Annotated in this window: 14 protein-coding genes; 10 read left to right on the top strand and 4 right to left on the bottom strand. The window is 34.6% G+C overall.

All coding sequences use genetic code 11. The features are described 5' to 3' along the window. Position 1: 1 nt before the first annotated feature. Together H8R24_RS02445 and H8R24_RS02440 are read right to left on the bottom strand one after the other, a co-directional pair. Positions 2–3,022: a SusC/RagA family TonB-linked outer membrane protein gene (locus H8R24_RS02445; RefSeq protein ID WP_187016977.1), complete on the bottom strand. Its 3,021-nt coding sequence runs from the start codon at positions 3,020–3,022 to the stop codon at positions 2–4. A gap of 413 nt (positions 3,023–3,435) precedes the next feature. Then, positions 3,436–5,943 carry a M14 family zinc carboxypeptidase gene (locus tag H8R24_RS02440; protein ID WP_187016978.1) on the bottom strand — a complete coding sequence of 836 codons (2,508 nt, stop codon included), beginning with the start codon at positions 5,941–5,943 and terminating at the stop codon, positions 3,436–3,438. Between the two features lie 219 nt (positions 5,944–6,162). Here H8R24_RS02440 and H8R24_RS02435 point away from each other — a divergent pair, with 219 nt between their 5' ends. From H8R24_RS02435 to H8R24_RS02390, 10 genes are all read left to right on the top strand, one after another. Then, positions 6,163–7,017, top strand: a complete 855-nt coding sequence (locus H8R24_RS02435; RefSeq protein ID WP_187016979.1) for a cyanophycinase — start codon at positions 6,163–6,165, stop codon at positions 7,015–7,017. Positions 7,018–7,019: 2 nt separating this feature from the next. Further along, entirely contained in the window at positions 7,020–9,221 is a 2,202-nt protein-coding gene (locus tag H8R24_RS02430) for a penicillin acylase family protein (protein ID WP_187016980.1), read from the top strand. 306 nt (positions 9,222–9,527) lie between these two features. Then, entirely contained in the window at positions 9,528–10,997 is a 1,470-nt protein-coding gene (locus tag H8R24_RS02425) for a sodium:solute symporter family protein (protein WP_187016981.1), read from the top strand. Beyond that, positions 10,978–11,412, top strand: a complete 435-nt coding sequence (locus H8R24_RS02420; protein ID WP_187016982.1) for a GNAT family N-acetyltransferase — start codon at positions 10,978–10,980, stop codon at positions 11,410–11,412. Before H8R24_RS02425 ends, H8R24_RS02420 begins: the two co-directional genes overlap by 20 nt. Positions 11,413–11,418: 6 nt before the next feature. Then, a complete protein-coding gene (locus tag H8R24_RS02415) occupies positions 11,419–12,570 on the top strand; it encodes an amidohydrolase (RefSeq protein WP_187016983.1) in 1,152 nt (383 codons plus the stop codon). After that, the gene (gene alr / locus H8R24_RS02410) at positions 12,560–13,711 is read left to right on the top strand and encodes an alanine racemase (RefSeq protein WP_187016984.1); all 1,152 of its coding nucleotides are present in this window, start codon (positions 12,560–12,562) and stop codon (positions 13,709–13,711) included. Before H8R24_RS02415 ends, alr begins: the two co-directional genes overlap by 11 nt. Next, positions 13,711–14,784, top strand: a complete 1,074-nt coding sequence (locus H8R24_RS02405) for an alanine racemase (RefSeq protein ID WP_187016985.1) — start codon at positions 13,711–13,713, stop codon at positions 14,782–14,784. The genes alr and H8R24_RS02405 overlap by 1 nt, the downstream gene beginning before the upstream one ends. Positions 14,785–14,986: 202 nt before the next feature. After that, positions 14,987–17,986 carry an amidohydrolase family protein gene (locus tag H8R24_RS02400; RefSeq protein ID WP_187016986.1) on the top strand — a complete coding sequence of 1,000 codons (3,000 nt, stop codon included), beginning with the start codon at positions 14,987–14,989 and terminating at the stop codon, positions 17,984–17,986. Positions 17,987–18,032: 46 nt separating this feature from the next. Continuing rightward, positions 18,033–19,331, top strand: coding sequence for an amidohydrolase family protein (locus H8R24_RS02395; RefSeq protein ID WP_187016987.1), 1,299 nt, complete (start codon positions 18,033–18,035; stop codon positions 19,329–19,331). A gap of 316 nt (positions 19,332–19,647) precedes the next feature. Beyond that, complete coding sequence (locus tag H8R24_RS02390) at positions 19,648–20,952, top strand: ammonium transporter (protein ID WP_187016988.1); 1,305 nt, start codon at positions 19,648–19,650, stop codon at positions 20,950–20,952. A gap of 264 nt (positions 20,953–21,216) precedes the next feature. Here the strand turns inward: H8R24_RS02390 and H8R24_RS02385 are convergent, their stop codons facing one another. Both H8R24_RS02385 and tilS read right to left on the bottom strand, forming a co-directional pair. Beyond that, positions 21,217–23,262, bottom strand: a complete 2,046-nt coding sequence (locus tag H8R24_RS02385) for a protein-disulfide reductase DsbD family protein (protein ID WP_187016989.1) — start codon at positions 23,260–23,262, stop codon at positions 21,217–21,219. Further along, positions 23,262–24,572: a tRNA lysidine(34) synthetase TilS gene (tilS, locus tag H8R24_RS02380; protein WP_187016990.1), complete on the bottom strand. Its 1,311-nt coding sequence runs from the start codon at positions 24,570–24,572 to the stop codon at positions 23,262–23,264. Before tilS ends, H8R24_RS02385 begins: the two co-directional genes overlap by 1 nt. Between the last annotated feature and the right edge of the window lie 6 nt (positions 24,573–24,578).

Here is a 24,578-nt window from a genome sequence, read left to right as displayed (position 1 = left end):
ATTAAAGGTCAATATTTAATCCAATAATTATTGTTTTTGCTGGAGGTGCAGAATAAAATGCAATCCCTTTTCTAATATTTGAATCTCCATTATTATCGTAAGAAGATTCTGGGTCGTATCCTGTATAATTTGTAAAAGTTAAAAGGTTTACCCCAGTCATGTAAAGTCGAAGTCTATCCACTGAAATCTTTTGACTTATTTTTTTCGGCAAGGTATATCCTAATGATAAATTTCTTAAACGTATAAAATCTGATTTTTCTAGATAACGAGTTGATGCTTGTTGTCCGTTGGTACGATGCATCCTCGCTTGAGGAACATTAGTAATATCACCTGAGTTTTGCCATCTGTTCAATTGATCTGTTGTTTGATTATCTTCATATCGAGCGTTACCCGATTGAAATTTACCTGCTTCATTATATAGTGAAGCTCCCCACTCTCCTTGAAAAGTAAAAGAAAAATCCAAATTTTTAAATAAGATCGTATTTGTCATTCCTGTCATAAACGTAGGATATGGACTTCCTGAAATCACTCTATTTGCTTCATTGTAATCATTCGTTTTTGTTTTATCCAAACTACCATCGGAATTAGGTGTGTTTTTATAAAACAAAGCATCTCCGTTGGCAGGATCAACACCTGCATATTGCACTAAATAAAAAGAGGAAATAGTTTCACCTACTCTTACTATATTGCGTTCATCCACAATATCTCCTCCTGGTAAATTAGTTACTTTATTGTTTAAAGTAGCCAAATTTAAAGAGGTTTTCCAACTCAAATTATCTGTTTTAACATTGGTTGTATTTAATACAAATTCAAACCCTTTATTTGTTAAAGACCCCACGTTACGGGTTAATGTGCTCCAACCAGAGGTACCAGGCAAGGGTTCATTTAACAAAAGGTCATTCGTTTTTTTAACATAGTAATCAATTTCACCCGAAACTCTATTATTTAAAAAGCCAAAATCAATACCTGCATCAACCTGATTTGTTTTCTCCCATTTCAAATCCTGATTACTTAATTGCGATGGGTTAATTGCAGAGGTTTTATTGTAAGCAGATCCGTTAAAAAGACCTAAACTTGCAAAATTACCAATTCCTGCATTACCTGTAATCCCAAAACTTCCTCTTAATTTCAATAAACTAATTGTGTTATTGTCTTTCAAAAAATCTTCTTGTGAGATAATCCAACCAGCCGAAGCTGCTGGAAATACTCCATAACGGTTTGAAGCGCCAAATCTTGAAGATCCGTCATAACGCAAACTCCCTTTTAAAAGGTATTTGTCTTTGATTGAGAATGTAGCTCTACCAAAGTAAGAAAGAAAGTTATATTTAGTTCTGCTTGAAAGTCCTGAGGTAATTTCGGAAGCACTTTCAACGGTTTGCAAATCATCCGATGGAAAACCTGTACCTGCAACATATTGTCTTTTACGCGCACTCTCTTCAAAACTCATTCCACCAACAAATTCTAAATCATAATCTTCCTTAAATGTTTTATTATAGGTGAAATAATTATTGATACTATATTTATCGGATTGAATAGCATTTGCGTCAGCATATCCGTTGGTTGAGGCTGATTGTGTTAAACTTCCCGAAAAATACTCTTCCGTTTGATTGTTGTTATCATATCCCAATTCTGTTTTAAAGCTTAATTCTGGTAAAATTTTATATTCTAAATAAGAATTCATTATGGTTCTAAAAATGTTAACATCCCAGCTTCCATTAAATTCTTGCATCAAAAAATTGTAATACAACGTACTTTCATTGTTAGGTGTAATACCATCTGCCAAATAAGCAGGAGACAATGGTGATTGTGCTACTGCTTGCAAGGGCGTTGCAAACGAATTATCTGTACCTATCCTTGTAATATGTGACTTACTCAAACTCGTATTAAGACCTACTCTTAACTTATCCGAAACCTTATGATCTAAATTTCCTCTATAAGAATAGCGATCCATGCTATTACCGCGAACGATACCTTGGGTATTATTATATCCTCCAGAAAGAAAGAAAACTGTTTTACTATCTCCCCCAGATATAGAAAACGTATGATCTTGAACCGAACCTTTTACCAAGGCTAAATCCTGCCAATCGGTATCAATTTGTCCGTTTCGCCAATCTAGTCCATTAGATAGTTTATCAAATGATCCGCCTGGCTCAGTTAACCACAAATCACTTGCTCCCCAAGTATTTGCCGAAGCTTCAGTAAAAAGCTCTACATATTGTGCTGCATTTAACCAGCTCATTTTATGAGTAGCTTCGCTCCAACCTGCTGAGCTATTTAAAGATATTTTCGTTTTTCCAGATTTCCCTTGTTTAGTTGTTATTAAAACAACACCATTTGTCCCTCTAGCGCCATAAATTGCAGCAGAAGATGCATCTTTTAAAATCTCTATAGATGCTACATCATTGGGATTTAAGGAAATTAAAGGATTTATAGGTGCTGCAGATACACTTTCGTTATCATTAATTATTGGCATTCCATCTAAAACATATAAAGGTTCTTGAGACGAAGATATACTAGATATACCCCTCACTCTTATTTTTACGCCTCCTTCAACTTTACCATTAATTTGCGTGATTTGAACTCCTGCGGCTTTAGCCGTAAGTGCACCTTGTAAATTTGAAATAGGAATTTGATTGATTTGTTCCGCAGATATCGAGGCTATATTATCTGTTAATTTACGTTTGGACTGTTTTCCAAAACCGATAATTAAAACTTCATTTAACTCTGCTGAATCCACTTTTAAAAGGGTATTAACAACACTCTTTCCTTTAACGTTAATTTCCTGAGTTTTTAGTCCAATATAACTAAAAATTAGTGTAGCATTTAAACCCACATTTCTAATGGTATAATTACCATCCATATTTGTCTGCGTGCTATTTGTTGTTCCTTTCACTAAAATAGTAGCTCCCGGAAGTGGACCATTTGAATCTGATACACTACCCGAAACATCTTGCGAATAGGTTAAACTAGTACAAAGAATCGTTAGAAACGACAAAAAGACTTTAAGTAAGGTATTTTTCATAAATCATAAGTAAATTAGTTAATACTTGTTTTATAATTTGTTTTATTACTAACAAATATAACTAATAATGTTAAGAAAAACTTAAATCCTTAAACATATTTCAATTTCATTTCTTAACAAAATAATAAATATTAATCTATAATTAGTTAAAAAATAACACATTAACAAAAAACTCACTACTCTACTATTAAATTATAGAATTTAAAAGATAATAATGTTAAAATCATAATTTTTTGTTAATAAAAAATTTACGAATTACTTCAAAAAGTGTACTTTTTATCCAATTTTGAAGGTTTAAAAATTTTAATTTCCCTTTTGATACCTTATGTTTGATATAAATTTATAAAAAGAGGTTGCCTTTATACAAGACAACCTCTTTATTAATTTGAATTTTAAAATTATACCAACTAAATTTAGTTCACTAAAAATAAGGCATTACTAAATAATAAATTTCCGTTTTCCCAAAAACCCCTAAATAATGGATTGTCTATCATATAAATCAATTTTCCATTTTCTTTGCTTTCAACAGCAAAACTTACGGTTTTGTTTAATTTCTTTTTTAAATTATTTCCAATAAAACCATAACTCTTGTAGTCCACCGGAATATAAGCTACGTTTACACCATTTTTAACTAACGGATACTGTTTGTAATCTGTTTTCAAGCTAAAATATTTATCTCCTAACCCGAAAGACATAGGATAAGTAGTATCCAAAACATTTTCAATTATAGCGCCAGTAACTGTAGCGGAAATAGCTCTTCGCTCGGAACCTTTATAATCCAAGAAACGATCTTTTGATTCTTTATCTTTCACTTCCTTTTCAGAAGCCTTTTTATCTTCATCCGAATCATAAAGACTAAGGCTATATCCTTCCTTATCGGCAAAAAGATTCAAAGCATTATTCATAGCAATTACTTTACCTCCATTATTAATCCAATCATCAATTCGTCTTTGCTGCTCTTTCGAAAAATCATAGCTACCATCGGCCAAGATTAAGGTATTATATCCGTTCAAATTCAATAAGTCAAAATTAGTTGTCTCGATAACACTTACCGGATAACCTATAACTGAATCGAGATAATACCACACAGCACCAAATTCAGTCGAACTAACTCCTTTACCTGATAATAATGCAATTTTAGGTGCTTTCAATAGGAAAAAATTTTCTCCTCCTAAATCTTTTCCATTTACGGTATATGCTGTATTGATAAAGTTATAATCATTTTTAATTTTTATAATGTCAATTACTGTTTTTTCAAAATCAACTATTTTGGGATTATCCGCCTTACTCACAATTAATCCACCAGCTTCGACAGTTAGCTTGCCAAAAATTGCTTTTTCACGTGCTGCTCTCACTTTAATATTATTTTGATGCAACGATGATAAAACTTGTGCCGAAATTCGATTATTCCAAGGAACGTAAAAAGCATACACATTTTGAGGTGTATTATGTTCTATAGGTTCAATAATAGCTTTCGTTTTTATGTTTAAATTATTTTTTAATGCATATCCTTCCACCCCATAAGCAAGCGGAAGATTCCAAGCTGTAATATCATAAGATAAACTATCATTTAATTTATTATAGGGTTCAAATAACATTTGAGTCAAAACAGCTTTGGGTTGATCCACTTTTATAATTAAATCGTTTATGTCAATAGCAAAACTTTTATCATTTTGAGTTTGATAATTAAAGCCTATCGCTTTTTGATTTGCATCAGCGTAAGCAAATTCAATTTTATTTTTTTTCAATAAAACAGTTAATTGCTCAAGTTTTGCGTTATTTTTTAGAACATAGGTATTGTATTTTCCTTTTATGTTTTTTCTGGAATTGGTCATATACTTTCTAAAACCCTGAATTAAATGATCTAATTCAGAGGCTGCTGCACCAACTGTGGTTAAAACAGACTTTACATGATGATTGATTCGATCTTGCATCGTCAATACAGATCCATTTTCTAATAAAACAGCTCTTCCAGCTCCAATACCACCTTGCTCAAAAGTCATTCCTACAGCTCCATTATATGTGGGATAAGTGTCACCATAACTAGGGTAAAACATATCATAGGTTTCTCTGGTATTGTATAGCCAATTTTCTTGATCAAATTTATTCGAAATTTTTTCACCAACAACATTTTGAAAATCTTTTTGATATTTGTCTATAAATTCATGCCATGGTTCAGCAGACGGCGGGAAGAAATAAGGGGAGTTATACCCCATTTCATGTACATCAACATGTACTTGAGGTAACCATTCATTGTATAAAGCTAAACGTTGCTCTGACTCTATTTGAGTTTGCCAAGCCCAATCTCTATTTAAATCAAATAAATAATGATTGAATCTCCCACCAGGCCATATTTCCATATGCTCTCTATCGGATAATTCAGGATGTGTTTTTTTTCCAGAAATTTCCCTTAACCAATTCCCATATCTTGAGTATCCATCTGGATTAATACATGGGTCTAAAATTACGATCGTGTTTTCTAACCATTTTTTGGATTCAGGATTATTTGGATTTAATAATTGATAGGCAACCGTCATTGCACTTTCGGTTCCTGCATATTCATTTCCATGAACACTAAAACTCAACCATACAATAAGTTTATCTCCAATAGTTTTAGAAACTTTGTCAGATAAGCCAATAGCAGCCAAATTATTATTTCGGATTAAATCTAAGTTGGCCAAATTCTCAGGAGTCGATATATAATATACCATTAAGTCTCGCCCCTCTGAGGTTTTTCCATAGTTTTGTTTTTTGATAGAATTTGATTCTTCAGTTAAAAATTTAAAATAGGACTCCACTTGATAGTAGTAACTAATTTGTTTTCCATAATCAGGAATAAATTCGGACGGTGTTTTTAACTGAGCTTTTGCAGTGATTATTACTAGAAAAAAGAGTAGCAAGAAAAATAATGTTTTTTTCATTTAGACAAAATAAATTATTAGTAAGAATGTTTAAAATTGAAAATTTATGAATAAATGCACAGCTTTTGCTAAAAAAACAAAAACAAAATATATAATAAGTTGTTATTTCAAAAAAGCTGTGATTTAAACTTAAAAAAATCAAATCATAAGATAAATATACATACTTTTAACATAAATATTGAAAAAACGCATAAATTTAACAATTTAAAATTATAAATCATGTACAGACACAACTTGCTTACAAAATTTTATCTGAGTATTGCCATTCTTTTCAGCATTGGAATCCTGCAAGCCCAATCATCAAAAGGAAAACTTTTTATTATTGGTGGTGGAGACCGATCGGATAGTTTATTGACGCATTTACTCTCAATTTCAGAATTGAATACCAAAGATTACATTGTTATATTACCAATGTCTAGCGAAGAGCCTGACAGTTCATATATCTATATCAACAATCAATTAAAGAAATTGACCTCAAATCCTGTAGTGATGCTCAATTTTGACAAAACGACAGCATTAAATCAAAAATGGACAGACTCGCTTCAGAAAGCAAAACTTATTTTCATCACTGGAGGAGATCAAACTCGATTTATGAATATAGTAAACAATACACCTATAAAAACTGCCATACATGATGCTTATCAAAACGGGAGCACTATAGGCGGAACCAGCGCAGGTGCAGCAGTAATGTGCGAACATATGATAACTGGAAATCAGAAATTAAATAAAGAGTACTCGGGAACTTTTGACAATATCAAATATGATAATCTTGAAACTTCTGAGGGTTTAGGTTTAGTAAAAAATGTAATAATTGATCAACACTTTTTAAAAAGAAGCCGCTACAACCGATTACTTTCTGCCCTAGTCGAATTCCCCACACACATTGGTATTGGTATTGACGAAAGTACAGCCATTATTGTTCGAAACAACGAGATCGAAGTCACCGGTGAAAGCGAAGTAATAGTAGTTAAAAACCCTAAGGGAATTAAAAAATATAAAAAAAACAATCTCATATCTATAGAAAATCTAGAAATGAGTATTTATAAAAGTGAACAAAAATTTAAAATTAAATAGTGATGCAAAATTATATAAAACACCTCCAATTTAGCTTCCTTTTTTTAATAGCATGCGGCCCTGTTTTTTCTCAAAAAGTAACACTAAAAGAGATTAATAGACTGCAAAAAGAAGCTACACAAGTTACGATAATTAGAGACAACTGGGGTATTGCTCATGTATATGGAAAAACAGATGCGAACGCCGTATTTGGTCTATTATACGCACAATGTGAGGATGATTTTAATCGAATAGAAATGAATTATATAGAAAAATTGGGGCGATTATCCGAAATAAAAGGACCTTCTGTTTTATATAACGATTTAGAAATAAAATTAATAATAGATGAACAAGAAGCAAAAAACGATTATGAACAAGCTAAGCCTTGGTTAAAAAAACTATTAAACGCTTATGCAGATGGAATCAATTATTTTTTATACAAAAATCCGAAGGTAAAACCAGCTTTGTTACAACATTTTGAGCCATGGTATCCTCTACTTTGGACTGATGGAAGTATTGGAGCTATTAGCACAGGAGATCTTACCACTGGAGAATTAAAATCCTTTTACTCTGGTAACAATAATAAAGTATCATACATAGAAAGAGTAAGAGATGTACAAACGGGCTCAAACGGATTTGCATTAGCTCCTTCAAAAACGGCCTCAGGAAATGCGATCTTATACATCAATCCCCACACGAGCTTTTATTTTAGACCCGAAGTACAAATCAGTAGTGAAGAAGGATTAAATGCTTATGGAGCTGTTACTTGGGGACAGTTTTTTATATACCAAGGGTTTAACGAAAACTGTGGCTGGATGCACACCTCGTCAAATGCGGATGTTGCTGATATGTATGCCGAAAAAATTGTGGTGAAAAACGACAAGAAATTTTATGAATATGACAATCAATTAATTCCGCTGAAAGAAAAAATAATAACCATTAAATATTTGCAAAATGGCAAAATTGAAAGTAAAGAATTCAACACTTATGCAACCAATCATGGTCCCATAATGGCGCAAAGAGATGGAAAATGGATTAGCTTAAAATCGTATAATCGTTCCATGAAGAGTCTTGAACAAAGTTGGTTAAGAACCAAATCTAAAAGTTTTGAAGATTACAAAACTGCAATGGACTTAAAAGCAAATACCTCCAACAATACTGTTTATGCCGATTCCCAAGGTAACATTGCATATTGGCACGGTAATTTTGTACCTATTAGGGATAAAACCATAAATTGGTCCAAAGTTGTGGATGGAACAACAGCTGCAACCCAATGGAAAGGATTACATGAAGTCACTGAAACCGTTCATTCTTACAACCCGATAAATGGTTGGTTACAAAACTGCAATTCTACCCCTTTTTCAGTTGCGGGAGATAACAGTCCTAAAAAGGAAAACTACCCGCCTTATATGGCACCAGATGGAGAAAACTTTAGAGCCATAAATGCTGTCCGCCTTTTAACTAAGGGCGAAAAATATACTTTAGATAAAATTATTGCCGATGGCTATGATACTAAACTCAGCGCTTTTGAAATCTTAATTCCAGCATTAATATCTAGCTTTGAAAAGCAAAAAAACACAGAAAACGCGCAATACAGTCAATTAACAGAACCTATTGCTATGCTTAAAAACTGGGATTATCACTCTAGCGAGACCTCGATTGCTACAACTCTAGCTATAGAATGGGCCACAAAACTGGATCCCATATTACAAAAAGTATACATCGATCAAGGCGAATCAGACCAAATTGAAAACACAACTAAATTTGCCCAAGACGCAACTGATGAACAACTACTCCCACAATTATTGCAGGTTGTAAATGAATTAAAAACAAAATTTGGTACCTGGCAAGTTCCCTATGGAGATATAAATCGTTTCCAAAGGTTATCTGGAGCAATTGATTTAAAATACGACGATACCTTAACAAGCCTACCTATTGGTTTTGGCCCAGCACTTTGGGGATCTTTACCTGCTTTTAGGAGTACTTATAAAGAGGGTACACAAAAAAGATATGGATTTAATGGAAATAGTTTTGTTTGCGCTGTGGAATTTGGTCCAAAAATCAAAGCAAAATCACTGCTGGCTGGAGGAAACAGTAGCGACCCAAATTCAAAGCACTTTAATGACCAATCTGAAATGTACCAAAAAGGAAAGTTCAAAGATATTTTATTCTACAAAGAAGAAGTCGAAAAAAATGCTGAACGTACGTACCACCCTGGAGAATAATTTATGGTACGTATAGGACTATTTTAACGTTAAAATTAATACTAGAAACATCAGATCGCAAACCTTGGTCAAAAACCATAGCTTATAAATATTAGAAAATCAGATATAAATTCTTATATTTGCCGAGATTTATATGGTTTTTACCGCCAAAAAACGTTTTTTATTACATTTTTCGCAACAAACCTGATCTGATTTCTTTTTCATAGAATCGCGATATAAATCATCCTTTATTTGTAGTTCGCTGCATCTGTTGCCTTTTGGAAAAATTCCATAATCAGGCTAATAAATAATCATAAATGAAACCAAATGCACTGGATAGATTATCTAATCTTTGTCGTTTATATGCTCGCTATGCTTGGTGTTGGAGTGTATTTTTTTAACAAAAACAAAACTGCCGAAGACTTTTATGTAAGCGGTCGCAATATGAGCAGCTGGCACATTGGTTTATCTGTTGTAGCCACTGATGTAGGTGGTGGTTTTTCCATAGGGCTTGGAGGTTTAGGTTTTACTATGGGAATATCCGGATCTTGGATGTTGTTTACTGGACTACTAGGCGCTTGGCTAAGTGCCGTATTCCTGATTCCGAAAGTAAGTCAATTGGGACATCAGTACAAATTTTTCACTTTCCCTCAAATATTTGGTCATTTTTATAATAGTAAAGTTGCGCTACTGGCTGGAATTATCTCCGCTATTGGATACATCGGTTTTACAAGTTCACAGGTTTTGGCTGGAGCCAAATTAGCTTCGGCAACTATAGAAGGTCTTGACATCCAGATGGCATTGATTGTCATGGGGGCCATAGCGGTAGTTTACACAGCAATTGGTGGCTTAAAAGCAGTCATTTATACCGATACCATTCAGTGGCTAATTCTAATAGGGGGCTTAGTTTTCATTGGTATTCCTATAGCTTACCACGCAGTAGGCGGATATGATGTGATCAAAGCAACACTAGCACCCGAATATTTATCACTAACTAATGTGAGCTGGTACCAAATTCTAAATTGGTCGATCACCATCATCCCAATTTGGTTTGTGGGAATGACTTTGTACCAACGAATATATGCCAGTAAAGGCGAAAAAGAAGCTAAAAAAGCGTGGTTGATTGCCGGAGTATTTGAGTGGCCTATTATGGCATTTATGGGAGTCATTCTTGGGATGCTAGCCAAAGTAGCCGCTACAAACGGCATGTTTGAAGGAATTACAGACGCCGCTTCAATGGATAGCGAAATGGGATTACCTGTTTTACTAGCAACTATTCTTCCGGTAGGATTGATGGGGTTGATGCTTTCTTCTTACTTCTCGGCTATCTTGTCTACGGCTGATAGTTGTTTAATGGCGGCTTCGGGAAATATAGTTACTGATATTATTGCTAAATTTTCTAAAAAAGAACTTACTCATAAAAAAGAATTGCAACTCTCACAACTAGTTACTTTGTTAATTGGTGTTTTTGCTATTTTATTGGCTTCGCAAATGCAAAACGTATTAGAACTCATGCTGTACTCCTATGCCTTTATGGTTTCGGGTTTATTCATTCCGGTTCTAGGCGCACTCTTTTGGAAAAAAAGCCATCCAATCGCCGCTTTTTGGAGCATGCTTTTTGGCGGAGCCACCACAATTTTATTAATAATCACCGAAAATAAATTACCTTTAGGATTACAATTACCCGAACATCTAGATGCGAATATTTATGGCATCAGTATTTCGCTAATTTTATTTTATACTATATCAATTTATCAATATAAAAAAGAAAAACAAAATGGAATTCAAAATAATTAATGCTGCTTCAGGAGAAGACAAAACGCACACAAATCAAATAATAGCTCAATTTCTTTTCACACATTTAGAAGAATACGGAGATAAGGTCGAAGACATTTTAAAATGTATCGCTTATGTGATGAATCCGGATAAAGGTGGAAATATTGTAGTAGGTCTTGACGATGACAAAATTGTAGGTGTTACGATTTTAAACAATACCGGAATGAAAGATTTTATTCCTGAAAACATTTTGGTTTACATAGCCGTAGACAATAGTCAACGCGGAAAAGGTTACGGAAAACAATTGATGCAAAAAGCCATTTCGATTGCCGAAGGAAACATTGCACTTCACGTAGAGCCGGATAATCCTGCCAAAAAATTATACGAAAAACTGGGATTTACAAACAAATACCTAGAAATGCGTCTCATCAAATAATCCAAAATGGAAAATTTAAACCAACGCTTAGCTGCACTTACGCTATTGCGAAAGGAATTACATAAAAATCCAGAAGTTTCAGGAAAAGAAGTTCAAACCGCTAAAAGGATTACTTCTTTTCTTGAAAATTATCCTCCAGATGAACTCATAACGCAACTGGGGACTACAGGTATTCTAGCCATTTATAACGGAAAAACTGCTGGTAAAACAGTATTATTTCGTTGTGAACTAGACGCATTGCCCATTCAAGAAATCAACACATTTGAACATCGTTCTTTGACTAATGGCGTTTCTCATAAATGTGGACATGACGGGCACATGGCAATTTTATGTGGTTTAGCTATGGAATTGCATTACAACAGACCCGAAACAGGAACTGTTATTTTGCTTTTTCAACCCGCCGAAGAGGACGGAAGTGGTGCTGCTGCAGTTTATAATGATCCGCAGTTTAGCTGCAAACCTGATTTTGCTTTCGCCTTACATAATATTCCAGGTTATAAAAAGCATCAAATCGTGGTAAAAAACAATACTTTTAGTTGTGCTGTAAATAGCTTAATCATAAAACTAAAAGGAATTACAGCTCATGCAGGGGAACCACATAAAGGAACTAATCCTGCATTGGCTTTAGCCAAAATCACCACCGCATTTGATCAATTCATACAAGACGATATTTCAAACAAAGATTATTGCTTGATTACTCCTATTTATTCCAAAATGGGTAAAAAAGCGTATGGTGTTTCGGCGGATGCTGCTCAAATTCATTTTACTGTTCGTACCAATAGTAATGCTCAAATGAAGCACATTGAAAGTAAGTTAGAACAACTTGCTCAATCCATTGCGGCTAAATTCGACTTGAAATGCAAAACCTCTTGGACTCAAAGCTTTCAAGCCAATGAAAACCATCTAGAAGCGGTACAACAGATCCTAAAAGCAGCTGAATTTCATGATTTTGAAATTTTAGAAAAAGAAAGTCCTTTTTCATGGGGAGAAGACTTTGGTCTTTTTACACAACAATTCCCGGGCGCTATGTTTGGGTTAGGCTCAGGTATCACTACTCCTGCCCTACACAATCCTGATTATGATTTTCCAGATGAAATTATTGCAACTGGACTTCAAACCTTTTTACAAATAAGCAAACAAATTACGAATGCACACTAATTCGATTATAGAACTTAACAAACAAGCGTACCAAAAAAACATCAGTTTTCTTAAAACTACATTTGGAAAAAAAGTACTACTTTCTTCTGTTGTAAAAGGGAATGCCTATGGCCACGGCATCAAAGAATTTGTTGCTATGGCGTATGATATAGGAATCACTCATTTCTCTGTTTTTGATGTCGAAGAAGCCAAAATTGTGAAAGCTACTCTTGAAGATAAAGCCACTATTATGGTAATGGGACTTGTGCAAGATGAAGATATGGAATGGGTTGTTGCCAACGATGTTGAATTTTTTGTATTCGATAAAAGCCGACTTTCAAAAGCACTGAAGATAGCCAAAAAACAAACTAAAAAAGCCATCCTCCATATCGAAATTGAAACTGGAATGAACAGGACTGGTTTTGAGAAAAAAGAGCTTAGCAGTATCATTCCCATTCTAAAAAAAGAAAAAGAACACCTTGTTTTTAAAGGACTTTGTACCCATTATGCAGGAGCCGAAAGCATTGCCAATTATTACCGAGTTGAAAAGCAAATCAAACAATTCAACGACATTTATCAATATCTTTGTGATCAAGACCTAAGACCTCAGATGAAACATTCGGCTTGTTCAGCAGCATCGATGATGTTTCCCCAAACTAGAATGGACATGGTACGTATCGGTATTATGCAATATGGCTTATGGCCAAGTCCAGAGGTTTTTGTTAATTATTTGAATACTACTAAAAATAAAACCGACCCTTTGCATCGCGTGATTAGCTGGAAAAGCAACGTCATGAGTGTAAAAAAAGTCAATATAGGCGATTTTATAGGATACGGAACAAGCTTCTTGGCCGAAAGAAAAATGAAAATAGCTGTGATTCCTTTAGGATATTCTCATGGATATAGTCGTTCTTTGAGTAATCAAGGACGGGTTTTAATCAACGGACAACGTTGTATTGTGGTAGGATCTGTCAATATGAATATGATGACCGTCGATGTTACGGATGTCGAAATTGTAAACAAGGAAGACGAAGTCGTTTTAATAGGTACGCAACAAGATCTTACTGTCTCAGTAGCTTCTTTTAGTGATTTTAGTAATCAATTGAATTATGAATTGCTGACCCGAATTTCAAAAACGATTCCGCGTAAAATAATAGAATAATGGCTTTTATAAAATTATACAGAAAGAAATTAGAAGAAAACTATAGCTTTCTCGATACCCTTTTCAAAGCGAGAAACATACAATGGGGAGTTGTTTCAAAATTACTTTGCGGAAATAAATTATACCTTAAAGAATTAATTGCGCTTGGTGTACGAGAAATACACGATTCCCGTATTAGCAATTTAAGGAAAGTTAAAGCTTTAGATCCTACCATTCAAACAGTTTATATCAAACCTCCCGCAAAACGAAGTATTGAAAAAATTGTACGCTATGCAGATGTAAGTTTTAATACTGAAATTTTCACAATCCAACTCCTTTCGCAAGAAGCACAAAAACAAAATAAAGTCCACAAGATCATCATCATGATTGAAATGGGAGACCTACGTGAAGGCGTAATGGGTGAAGAACTAGTCGAGTTTTATGGTGCTATTCTAAAATTACCCAATATTGAAATTCGCGGAATAGGAACCAACCTTAATTGTTTAAGCGGCATCATGCCTACACAAGACAAATTGATTCAGCTTAGTTTGTACAAACAACTTATCGAAGCAAAATTTGACATCAGTATTCCTTGGGTTTCCGGAGGAACTTCGGTAGCGATACCATTAATGCTGAAAAATGCTCGTCCTATGGCGGTAAATCACTTTAGAATAGGTGAAGCCTTGTTTTTCGGAAAAGATTTATTCACAGGCGACACTATTGAAGGCATGCATAATGATGTCTTTAAATTATATGCCGAAGTAATTGAAATCACCGAAAAGCCCGATGCGCCAATAGGTGAATTGGGAGAAAGCGGTGTAGGAACCAGCTATGTACCTAACAACACAGATGATCTAGGCGAAACTTCATTAAGAGCCATCTTAGACATTGGCTTACTTGACATGCAGCCACAGTACATTGAGGCCGAAGATGCAGGTATTAAAATAATCGATGCCAGCTCAGATATGCTAGTAATTGATATTTCGCATTCGACAAAGAAATATAAAATAGGCGACTTAGTCTCTTTCAAAATAAAATATATGGGAGCGCTATACCTTTTAAACTCCGATTATATCGAAAAAAGAATTGGGTAACTCCTCGTTTTTATAACAATACCAACCAATATCCAAAATGGGAATATGAAAATAACATATTCCCATTTTTGTTTTATTAGCAAAAAACAAACATTTCGCTGGTACTTTTTGTTTTTATTAAACAAACAACTGTTAATTTTATAGATTTACAACAATATATGGTATTGATTTTTTACTTTTAATAAAAATTAACTGTAACCATATGAAAAGATTTTTTCCCTTCCTATTTTTATTGATTTTTGTTCCAAAAATTAAAGCACAAGAATATTTTCCAAATAACGAAAGTGTTCAAAGTAAAAACAACAATTACACCGCATTTACAAATGCTAAAATCTACATTACTCCTACTCAAATCATTGAGAAAGGTACTTTACTTATTCAAAACGGAAAAGTAGTAAGTGTAGGAGCAACGGTTACAATACCTAAAAATGCAACAACTGTAAATCTAGACGGAAAATCAATTTACCCTTCCTTTATAGATATGTACACCAATTTTGGTGTAGAAAAACCTCAAAAAAGTGAAAGATCTCGTTTAAGTCAAACTTATGACACAAAGCGACAAGGATATTACTGGAATGAGCACATCCGCTCAGAAGTGAACTCCTATGAAAGCTTTAGCTACGACAATAAAAAGGCCGAAGAGTTTTTAAAAGCTGGTTTTGGAATGGTAGGCAGTCACATTGCTGATGGAGTTGCTCAAGGTACTGGTGCTCTAATTGCGTTAAACAATGATGATACTGCTAATAAAAAAGTAGTTTCAAACCAAATCACAAATCATTTTGGGTTTTCAAGAAGCGTAGCCTCTAATCAAGCGTATCCAAGTTCGCTAATGGGGATGATTGCATTAGTACGTCAAATGTACCTTGATATGGATTGGTATAAAAAAGGAAACGCTATTGCAAAAGATATATCGCTAGAAGCTTTAATTAAAAATGAAAATTTAGTACAAATCTTCACAACCGAAGATAAATTAAATAGCTTGCGAGCAGCTAAATTAGGAAAGGAATTTGGCTTAAACTACATTTTAAAAGGTGGAGGAAATGAGTTTGAAAGAATAGCCGAAATCAAAAGCAGCAATGCTAAATTTATTATTCCTATCGATTTCCCGGAAGCATACGATGTTTCAAACCCTTATCAAGCAAGTCAATTGGATTTTTCTGATTTACGCATGTGGAACCAAGCGCCAACAAACTTAAAAGTGCTTTCGGACAACGGAATCGTATTTGCCTTGACTACTGATAAGTTAAAGAAAATGGAAGATTTTAGAACAAATCTTTTAAAAGCCATACAATATGGTTTCGACAAAACCAAAGCACTGGAAGCATTAACTACTGTTCCTGCAGCATTACTTGGAAAAAGCAATGAAATAGGAAATTTAAAAGTAGGAGCTTACGCTGACTTCCTTATTACATCTGGAGAAGTATTCGATAAAAAAACAATCCTTTACGAAAACTGGGTACAAGGAACGAAATACGTTGTTAATGATATTACTGCCAAAGACATTCGTGGAAATTATGATTTAAAAATCAATAATGATTCTTACAAATGGGTTGTAAAGGGCGAAATTAGTGCTCCAACATCAGAAATTAAAGCAATTGATAGCACAAAAGTAAACTCAAAACTAACCATTGCAAACAACTGGGTTTCTTTGATCCTTAAAGATAAAGATTCTACTGCTAACAAATTCAATAGACTTACAACTTACTTAGATGCAAATACTACTCTAAGTGGTAAAGCAATCTCTTTTGATGGAAAAGAATCAACTTGGTCAGCGACTAAAACAGGTCCATTTGTAGCAGAAAAAAAAGAGGATAAGGTTGAAAAAAACAATCTGGTACTTCCTATTATGTATCCAAACATTGCATTTGGAAACACACAAAAACCAACACAGCAAACTTTATTGTTTAAAAACGCTACCGTTTGGACGAATGAAAAAGAAGGAATCGTGCAACAAACAGACGTATTAGTTAAAAACGGAAAAATTGCAGCTATAGGAACTAATTTATCTGATGCAAACGCAACAGTAATTGATGCCAAAGGAAAGCATTTAACTAGCGGAATTATCGATGAGCATTCTCATATTGCTATTTCGAATGGAGTCAATGAAAGCGGACACAACTCTACTGCCGAAGTAACGATTGAAGATGTAGTAAACTCGGATGATATTAATATTTACAGAGAACTTGCTGGAGGTGTAACCACTTCACAGTTACTACACGGATCAGCGAACCCTATTGGAGGAAGATCTGCCATTGTAAAATGGAAATGGGGAGCAGCACCAGATGAAATGTTATACAAAGACCAACCTAAATTTATCAAATTTGCTTTAGGAGAAAATGTAAAACAATCAAACTGGGGAAACAATAATCCAACACGTTTTCCACAAACAAGAATGGGAGTAGAACAAGTTTTTACTGATTATTTTCAACGTGCTAAAGACTATGATGAAAGCTGGAAAAAATACAATGCTAGTTCGAAGAAAAACAAAGAAAAAGCACCTAGAGTTGATCTAGAGCTACAAACTATAGCTGAGATACTAAATAAAGAACGTTTCATTAGTTGTCACTCTTATGTACAGTCGGAAATTTTAATGTTGATGAATGTAGCCGAAAAATTCAATTTTAGAGTAAACACTTTCACACATATCTTAGAAGGATACAAAGTGGCTGATAAAATGAAAGAGCATGGTGTAGGCGCTTCTACATTTGCTGATTGGTGGGCTTATAAATTTGAAGTAAATGACGCTATTCCATTTAATGGCCCAATTCTTCATAATGCAGGTGTTTTAGTAGCTTACAACTCTGATGATGCCGAAATGTCAAGAAGACTAAACCAAGAAGCAGCAAAAGCAGTTAAGTACGGAAACTTATCCGAAGAGGAAGCTTGGAAATTTGTAACCTTGAATCCTGCAAAATTACTTCACTTAGATGATAAAGTAGGAAGTATCAAAGTAGGAAAAGATGCCGATATCGTACTTTGGAACAACAATCCGTTATCTATTTATGCCCAAGTAGAAAAAACAATTATTGAAGGTGTCGTTTATTACGATAGCGAAAAAGATGCACTAAAAAGAACTGAGGTAGCTAAAGACAGAAACCTATTAATAGGTCAAATGTTAGACGAAAAAAATAAGGGAATGAGCACTCAAGAGCCTAAGAAAAAAGCGAAGAAAGAATACCATTGTGATACATTAGAACAATAAAAAACGGCTTCACTTATACAATCACACTAATCATAATTCGAAAATAATGAATAAAAAAATATATCTTTTAGTATTGATATTCAGTATATCAATAACAGCACAACAAGCGCCGGCAAGCAAACAAAGTAAATCTATTTTAATCCTGAACGGAACGGCACATCTAGGGAACGGAAAAGTTATAGAAAATAGCGCCATCGGTTTTAAAGACGGAAAACTAACCCTAGTTGCAGATGCCACTACCATTCGTTTGCAAAACGGAGCCTATGATATTACCATAGATGCCAAAGGAAAACAGGTTTATCCCGGCTTTATAGCGCCTAATTCTACATTAGGATTAGTCGAAATCGATGCGGTAAAATCATCTGATGATGAAAGCGAAATTGGAAACATGAACCCACATGTTAGAAGTTTAATTGCGTATAACGCCGAGTCAAAAGTAATTGAAACTGTGCGTCCAAATGGAATATTAATTGCACAAATCACACCTAGAGGTGGCCGTATATCTGGTACATCATCTGTGGTACAACTAGACGCTTGGAACTGGCAAGATGCGGTAATGAAAGAAAACGACGGAATCCACTTGAACTTTCCAGTTACCTTCAATCAATCAGGATGGTGGGCTGAACCAGGAGGAATTACACTAAATAAGGACTATGCAAAACAAGTAGACGAAATCAAAACTTTTTTATCAGATTCAAAAGCGTATTTGGGAGCTGCTTCAAAAGACAGAAATCTAATATTCGAATCGGTAAAAGGACTTTTTGACGGAAGTCAAACTTTATTCATACATGCCGACAATGAATTGCAAATTGTTGACGCGATCAACCTTGCAAAAAGCAATGGGGTTAATAAAATTGTTATTGTAGGAGGATTTGAAGCCTATAAAGTAGCCGATATTTTAAAAGAAAACAATGTAGGTGTCCTTTTAAGACGCGTTCACGATATGCCTGAGTACGACGACCAAGATGTTAATTTACCTTATAAAATGGCCAAAATATTAACCGACAAAGGAATAATAGTAGGACTGGAAAACAGTGGAGCCATGGAAAGAATGAATACTAGAAATTTACCTTTCCTTGCTGGTACTTGTGCTGCTTATGGTTTAGACAAAGAGCAAGCGTTACAACTTATCACATCTAACACTGCGAAACTATTAGGAATTGACAACCTATGCGGAACACTTGAAGAAGGAAAAGACGCTACTTTATTTATCTCTGAAGGTGATGCGCTTGATATGAGAACCAACTTGATCTATAATGCATTCATACAAGGTAGAAAATTAAATCTCGAAACACACCAAACAAAGCTGAACGCTATTTATAAAGAAAAGTACAATCAAAAATAAGTGGCAGAAGTACTGATACAAGACTACAGTATTTTTTATTTAAAGTAAACTTTACAAAAAAGACCAATTTCATTCCTTGAAATTGGTCTTTTTTTATACCTCAAAACATAAAACAAGGACAATTTTAATCAATAAACACCAAATAAGACACAGCTAGATTACCAAATTATGATTTTTAACACTTTTTTAAGCATGCACCCTTAAAATTATAGGGGGTAAACTTTTATATTAATAAAAATAACAGAACAAAGGACAGTTTTCTATAGGGACGTTGATACATTTTATACTTTTACTAAAAAAAACAAACCAAAAAACTATGAGGAAAATTATTTTAAGCGTTATTCTGGTAACACTTTTGGTACTTACGATCTGTACCAACTTTCTAATGACTGAAAACCCACTTCCTGCTGAAGCGGCAAAATTTGACACAGGTGATACTGCCTGGATGATTGTTGCAACAGCATTAGTATTAATCATGACACCTGGACTAGGATTCTTTTATGGAGGAATGGTAGGAAAGAAAAATGTTATTAGTACCATGTTACAAAGTTTCATGGCTATGATCATTGTTACGATATTATGGGTCATTATTGGCTTCAGTTTATCATTTGGAACATCTATAGGTGGAATTATTGGAAACCCAATGGATTACTTTATGTTTCAAAACGTGGGTACCGCAACTGCATGGGGAACAATCCCTTTCATGCTTTTTGCTTTATTCCAAGCTAAATTTGCTATTATTACACCCGCTTTAATCACAGGTGCATTTGCAGAACGTATTCGTTTCTGGGCTTATATGTTGTTCATGGTGCTATTCATCATTGTTGTGTATGCTCCATTATGCCATATGACTTGGCATTCAGACGGACTATTCTTTAAAATGGGAGTTTTAGATTTTGCTGGAGGAACAGTAGTACACATGAGTGCTGGATGGGCTGCACTAGCAGGAGCTATGTTTTTAGGAAAAAGAAAAGGACAAAAATCAAACCCAGCTCGTATTACTTATGTATTACTAGGAACTGGATTATTATGGTTCGGTTGGTTCGGGTTTAATGCAGGATCAGCACTAGCTGCCAATGGATTAGCGGTTCAAGCTTTAGGAACAACAACTGTAGCAGCTGCAGCAGCTGGAATGGCTTGGGTATTCTTTGATAAAATATTAGGACATAAAGTATCAGCAATGGGTGCTTGTATTGGTGCCGTTGTAGGTCTAGTAGCTATTACGCCAGCAGCAGGATTTGTAAGTATTCCTAATGCTATTTTCATTGGGATCTTCAGTAGTATTGTGAGTAATATTGTAGTGAGTAAATTCCCAAAAGGTAAAATTGATGATGCCTTAGATGTCTTTGCTTGTCACGGTGTAGGTGGTATGACTGGAATGTTATTAACAGGAGTTTTTGCTTCAAAAGCAATCAATCCAGCAGTAACTGATCAAGGACTAATCTTTGGTGAAACTACGTTATTCATTCACCAATTAACAGCTTTAGTAATCGTATCAGTATTTGCATTTACTGCTTCTTACTTTCTATTCTTTATCGTAAATAAAATTACTCCACTAAGAGTTTCTGAAGATAAAGAAGAATTAGGATTAGACATTTCGCAACACGGAGAATTCTTGTAAATCAAGTAAACTTTTCAATAATACAACTCCTTGGGAATTCATTCTCAGGGAGTTTTTTTTTGGGGATTAAATTACGCACTAAACAAACAGTTACATCACTAAACAATTCAATACTATCATTAGTGAAACAACTAACCTGAGCTATAAAAAAACTACTTAAACAGACTACAATTAACCCTAAAAAACTTTTATCGTTTACAACTGGACATAAAAAAAACTTGCCCTAGAGCAAGTTTTTTTTTATAACTAATTAATAATTACCGCTTATTTTTTAAAATTAGCTATTCCCGCACTTAGCCAAGACTGGTATTCTGCCACAGGTACATAACTAATTGTTGGTATCGATAGGTTCAAACTATTTCCTTCTAAATCCGTTAAAACATATAAAGGTTGTGTATTGGTTTTATACTTAGATATCATAAAATCCGTCCACTTATCCCCTACTGTTTCTATAGTTGACCCAGTCGTTTTTGATATAAATTGCTGGTCTTTTGGCAAATCTCTTTTATCATCAACATATAAAGAAATCAGCACTATCTCGTTTTTCAATAGTTTTAACACTGTTGCTTCAGACCAAACATTGTTTTCCATTTTACGGCAATTTACGCAGGCATAACCTGTAAAGTCGAGCATAATGGGTTTATTAACCTTTTGGGCGTAAGCCAATCCTTTCTCGTAATCATCAAAAACTACAAGTCCGTGAGGTCCACTTTTTGCACCATCCGGCAAAGCAACAGTTTCACTTGCATTTCCTGAACCTCCAACACCAAAAGGACTTTCACTGTACTCCATTGTAGGTGGAAAAGCACTTATTAATTTAAGAGGTGCACCCCATAAACCTGGAATCAAATAAACTGTAAAAGTCAAAACTAATAATCCCATCATTAAGCGCCCAACTGAAATATGAGTCAACGGACTATCGTGTGGTAGGGTTATTTTTCCAAATAAGTACAAGGCTAAAGTTCCGAAAATAGCAATCCAAATAGCCAAGAAAACTTCTCTTTCAAGCAAATGCAATTGTAACACTAAATCGGCATTCGATAAAAATTTAAAAGCCAAAGCCAATTCTAAAAACCCTAAAACAACTTTTACAGTATTCAACCATCCACCTGATTTTGGCAATGAGTTTAACCATCCTGGAAACATTGCAAACAGCATGAAGGGCAAAGCTAATGCCAAAGAAAAACCAAACATACCTACAATAGGTGCTATTCCTCCTTTTGAAGCCGCCTCAACCAATAAAGTCCCTACGATAGGCCCAGTACATGAAAACGACACAATTGCTAAGGCTAATGCCATGAACAAAATCCCAATCATCCCCCCTCTATCGGCTTGACTGTCTACTTTATTAGCCCAAGAATTAGGCAACATAATCTCAAAAGCTCCTAAAAAGGAAGCTGCAAAAACCACTAGCAATACAAAAAATAAAATATTAAACCACACATTGGTAGAAAGCGCATTTAATGCATCGGCACCAAAGACCCAAGTCACCAGAAAACCTAACATTACATAAATAACAATAATGGCAATTCCGTAAATTATAGCATTTCTTATTCCTGCCGCCTTATTTTTACTCTGTTTGGTAAAAAAACTTACCGTCATAGGGATCATAGGAAACACACAAGGCGTCATCAAAGCTGCCAAACCTCCTAAAAATGCGAAGAAAAAGATAGACCACAATCCTCTTTTAGAATCTACTGCGGGAGCTGCAATTGTTTCGTTTGTAGTTTTTGCTTCAAGTACGTCACTATTTCCTAAATTTGGCTCAGGAGACGCGGCTACAACTGTATCTACAACTGCAGGAGTTTCAATTGCAAGCTTTTCTGTTTTGGTATCTGCAGCTACAACAGCGGTAGTTTCACTTACCGGAATTACAAAACTAAATTTTTTCTCTAGGTTGATACAAACTTCTTTACAAACTTGATAGTTTAATTCGGCATCAATTTTTGTTATTTTGGGGTTCGTTACCTTAATTTCTTGTTGAATTTGCGCTTTGCGCTCAAAAAATGTTTCGTTTACCTCAAAAATATCGTTGTAAGCTGTTCGCGTTTTACTCTCTTTGGCTTTCCCAATCATGCTAAAGTTTCCTTTGGCATTTTTAAAAACAACTTCCAAGGCTAACGGTCCTCCATCTGGTGTATATTGAGAATACATATGCCATTCTTTTTCAATGACTCCGTCAAAAGTTAACAGATACGTGTTTTCGGATTTTTTTTCAATTTTAGTAGTCCATTTAACGGGATCTAAAATTTGGGCATTTACATTGGCGAAAGCCAAAAGACCCAGCAGTAAAAAAATAATTTTCTTCATTATTGTAAATCTATTTTTAATATGTTTTGTGTTGTACTTTGTATTTTAAAACGTTCGTCTTGCCTGTACCCAACAATCCAAACTACTGCTTCTCCTGAACATAAAATCCAGCAATTTTCTTTTTCTAACAAAGAAAATTTCTCGTCTTTAAAAAACTTACTTAGCTTTTTCGACTTGCCTTCCATACCAAAAGGCTGAAAAACATCGCCTTCTTGCCACTTGCGCAAAATGAGCGGATAATCTAATTTATCTTCATCTACAAATATAGCCGTATTTGCGCTAACCGAAATGTCATTTACTTTACAAAACGACAGTTTTAAGGGAATCTTAACGTCTTGCACTCCCTGTGAGATCAAATACTCTTGCTGTTGTTCTTCAAAATTAATCGGACTCAGAATTAAAAAATCACGATCTTTAATCAGTCTAAAGTTAGACGAGTAAACTTGTTTTCCTGACAAACTATCTACTAGGTTATAAACATCATCCCAAGCCGAGAATTGAAACTCCTTTAACCATTGGTATAAATACGATTTGTAATTGGGCAAACGCAACAATTGCTTTAAATCAATATAAATTTCGTCTTCTTCTTGTCGTACCACTTGTTGATATACCATAATCGAAGCATCCTCTACCATGGCTTCTGATTGTTGTAAATAAGACTGTGTTTTTTGGAACGAACTTATAAATTGCGGATTTAATTCCTTGAGTAACGGCACTAAGTCGTGTCGAATTTTATTGCGCAGGTACTTCTCCGAAGCATTGCTGCTGTCTTCTCGCCACTCAATGCCATGATCATGGGCATATTGCGCAATTTCATCCCTTGAAAACGCTAATAAAGGTCGAATGATGTTGCCGTTTTCGGCAGGAATACCTGTTAATCCTTCTAAACCGGTACCACGACTCAAGTTAATTAGAAAGGTTTCTATATTATCATCGGCATGATGTGCGGTTAATATATAATCGAAATTTTCGGACTCCAATAGCTCGTAAAACCAATTGTATCGCAAATCTCTAGCTGCAACCTGAGTAGAAAGTTTATAATCTTTGGCGAAAGCCAACGTATCAAATTGAGTGACATAAACCGGGATTTTATTGGTATCAGCAAAATCTTGAACAAATTTTTGATCGCCAAAACTCTCCACACCACGCAACTGAAAATTGCAGTGCGCCAGTGCAATATCATGATGTAATTGCTGGAATAAATGAGCCATTACCATACTATCCAGTCCGCCACTAGTAGCCAGCAGTAGTTTTTTATTGTCCAAAAAAGGAAACTGATCTGCGATTTGAATTTTAAGTTTATCTACCATTTTTCA

It is taken from the genome of Flavobacterium muglaense, assembly GCF_014305155.1.
Classification (GTDB): domain Bacteria; phylum Bacteroidota; class Bacteroidia; order Flavobacteriales; family Flavobacteriaceae; genus Flavobacterium; species Flavobacterium muglaense.
The sequence above is the reverse complement of the archived record's forward strand: the minus strand, read 5'-3'. Positions and strand labels throughout refer to the sequence as shown.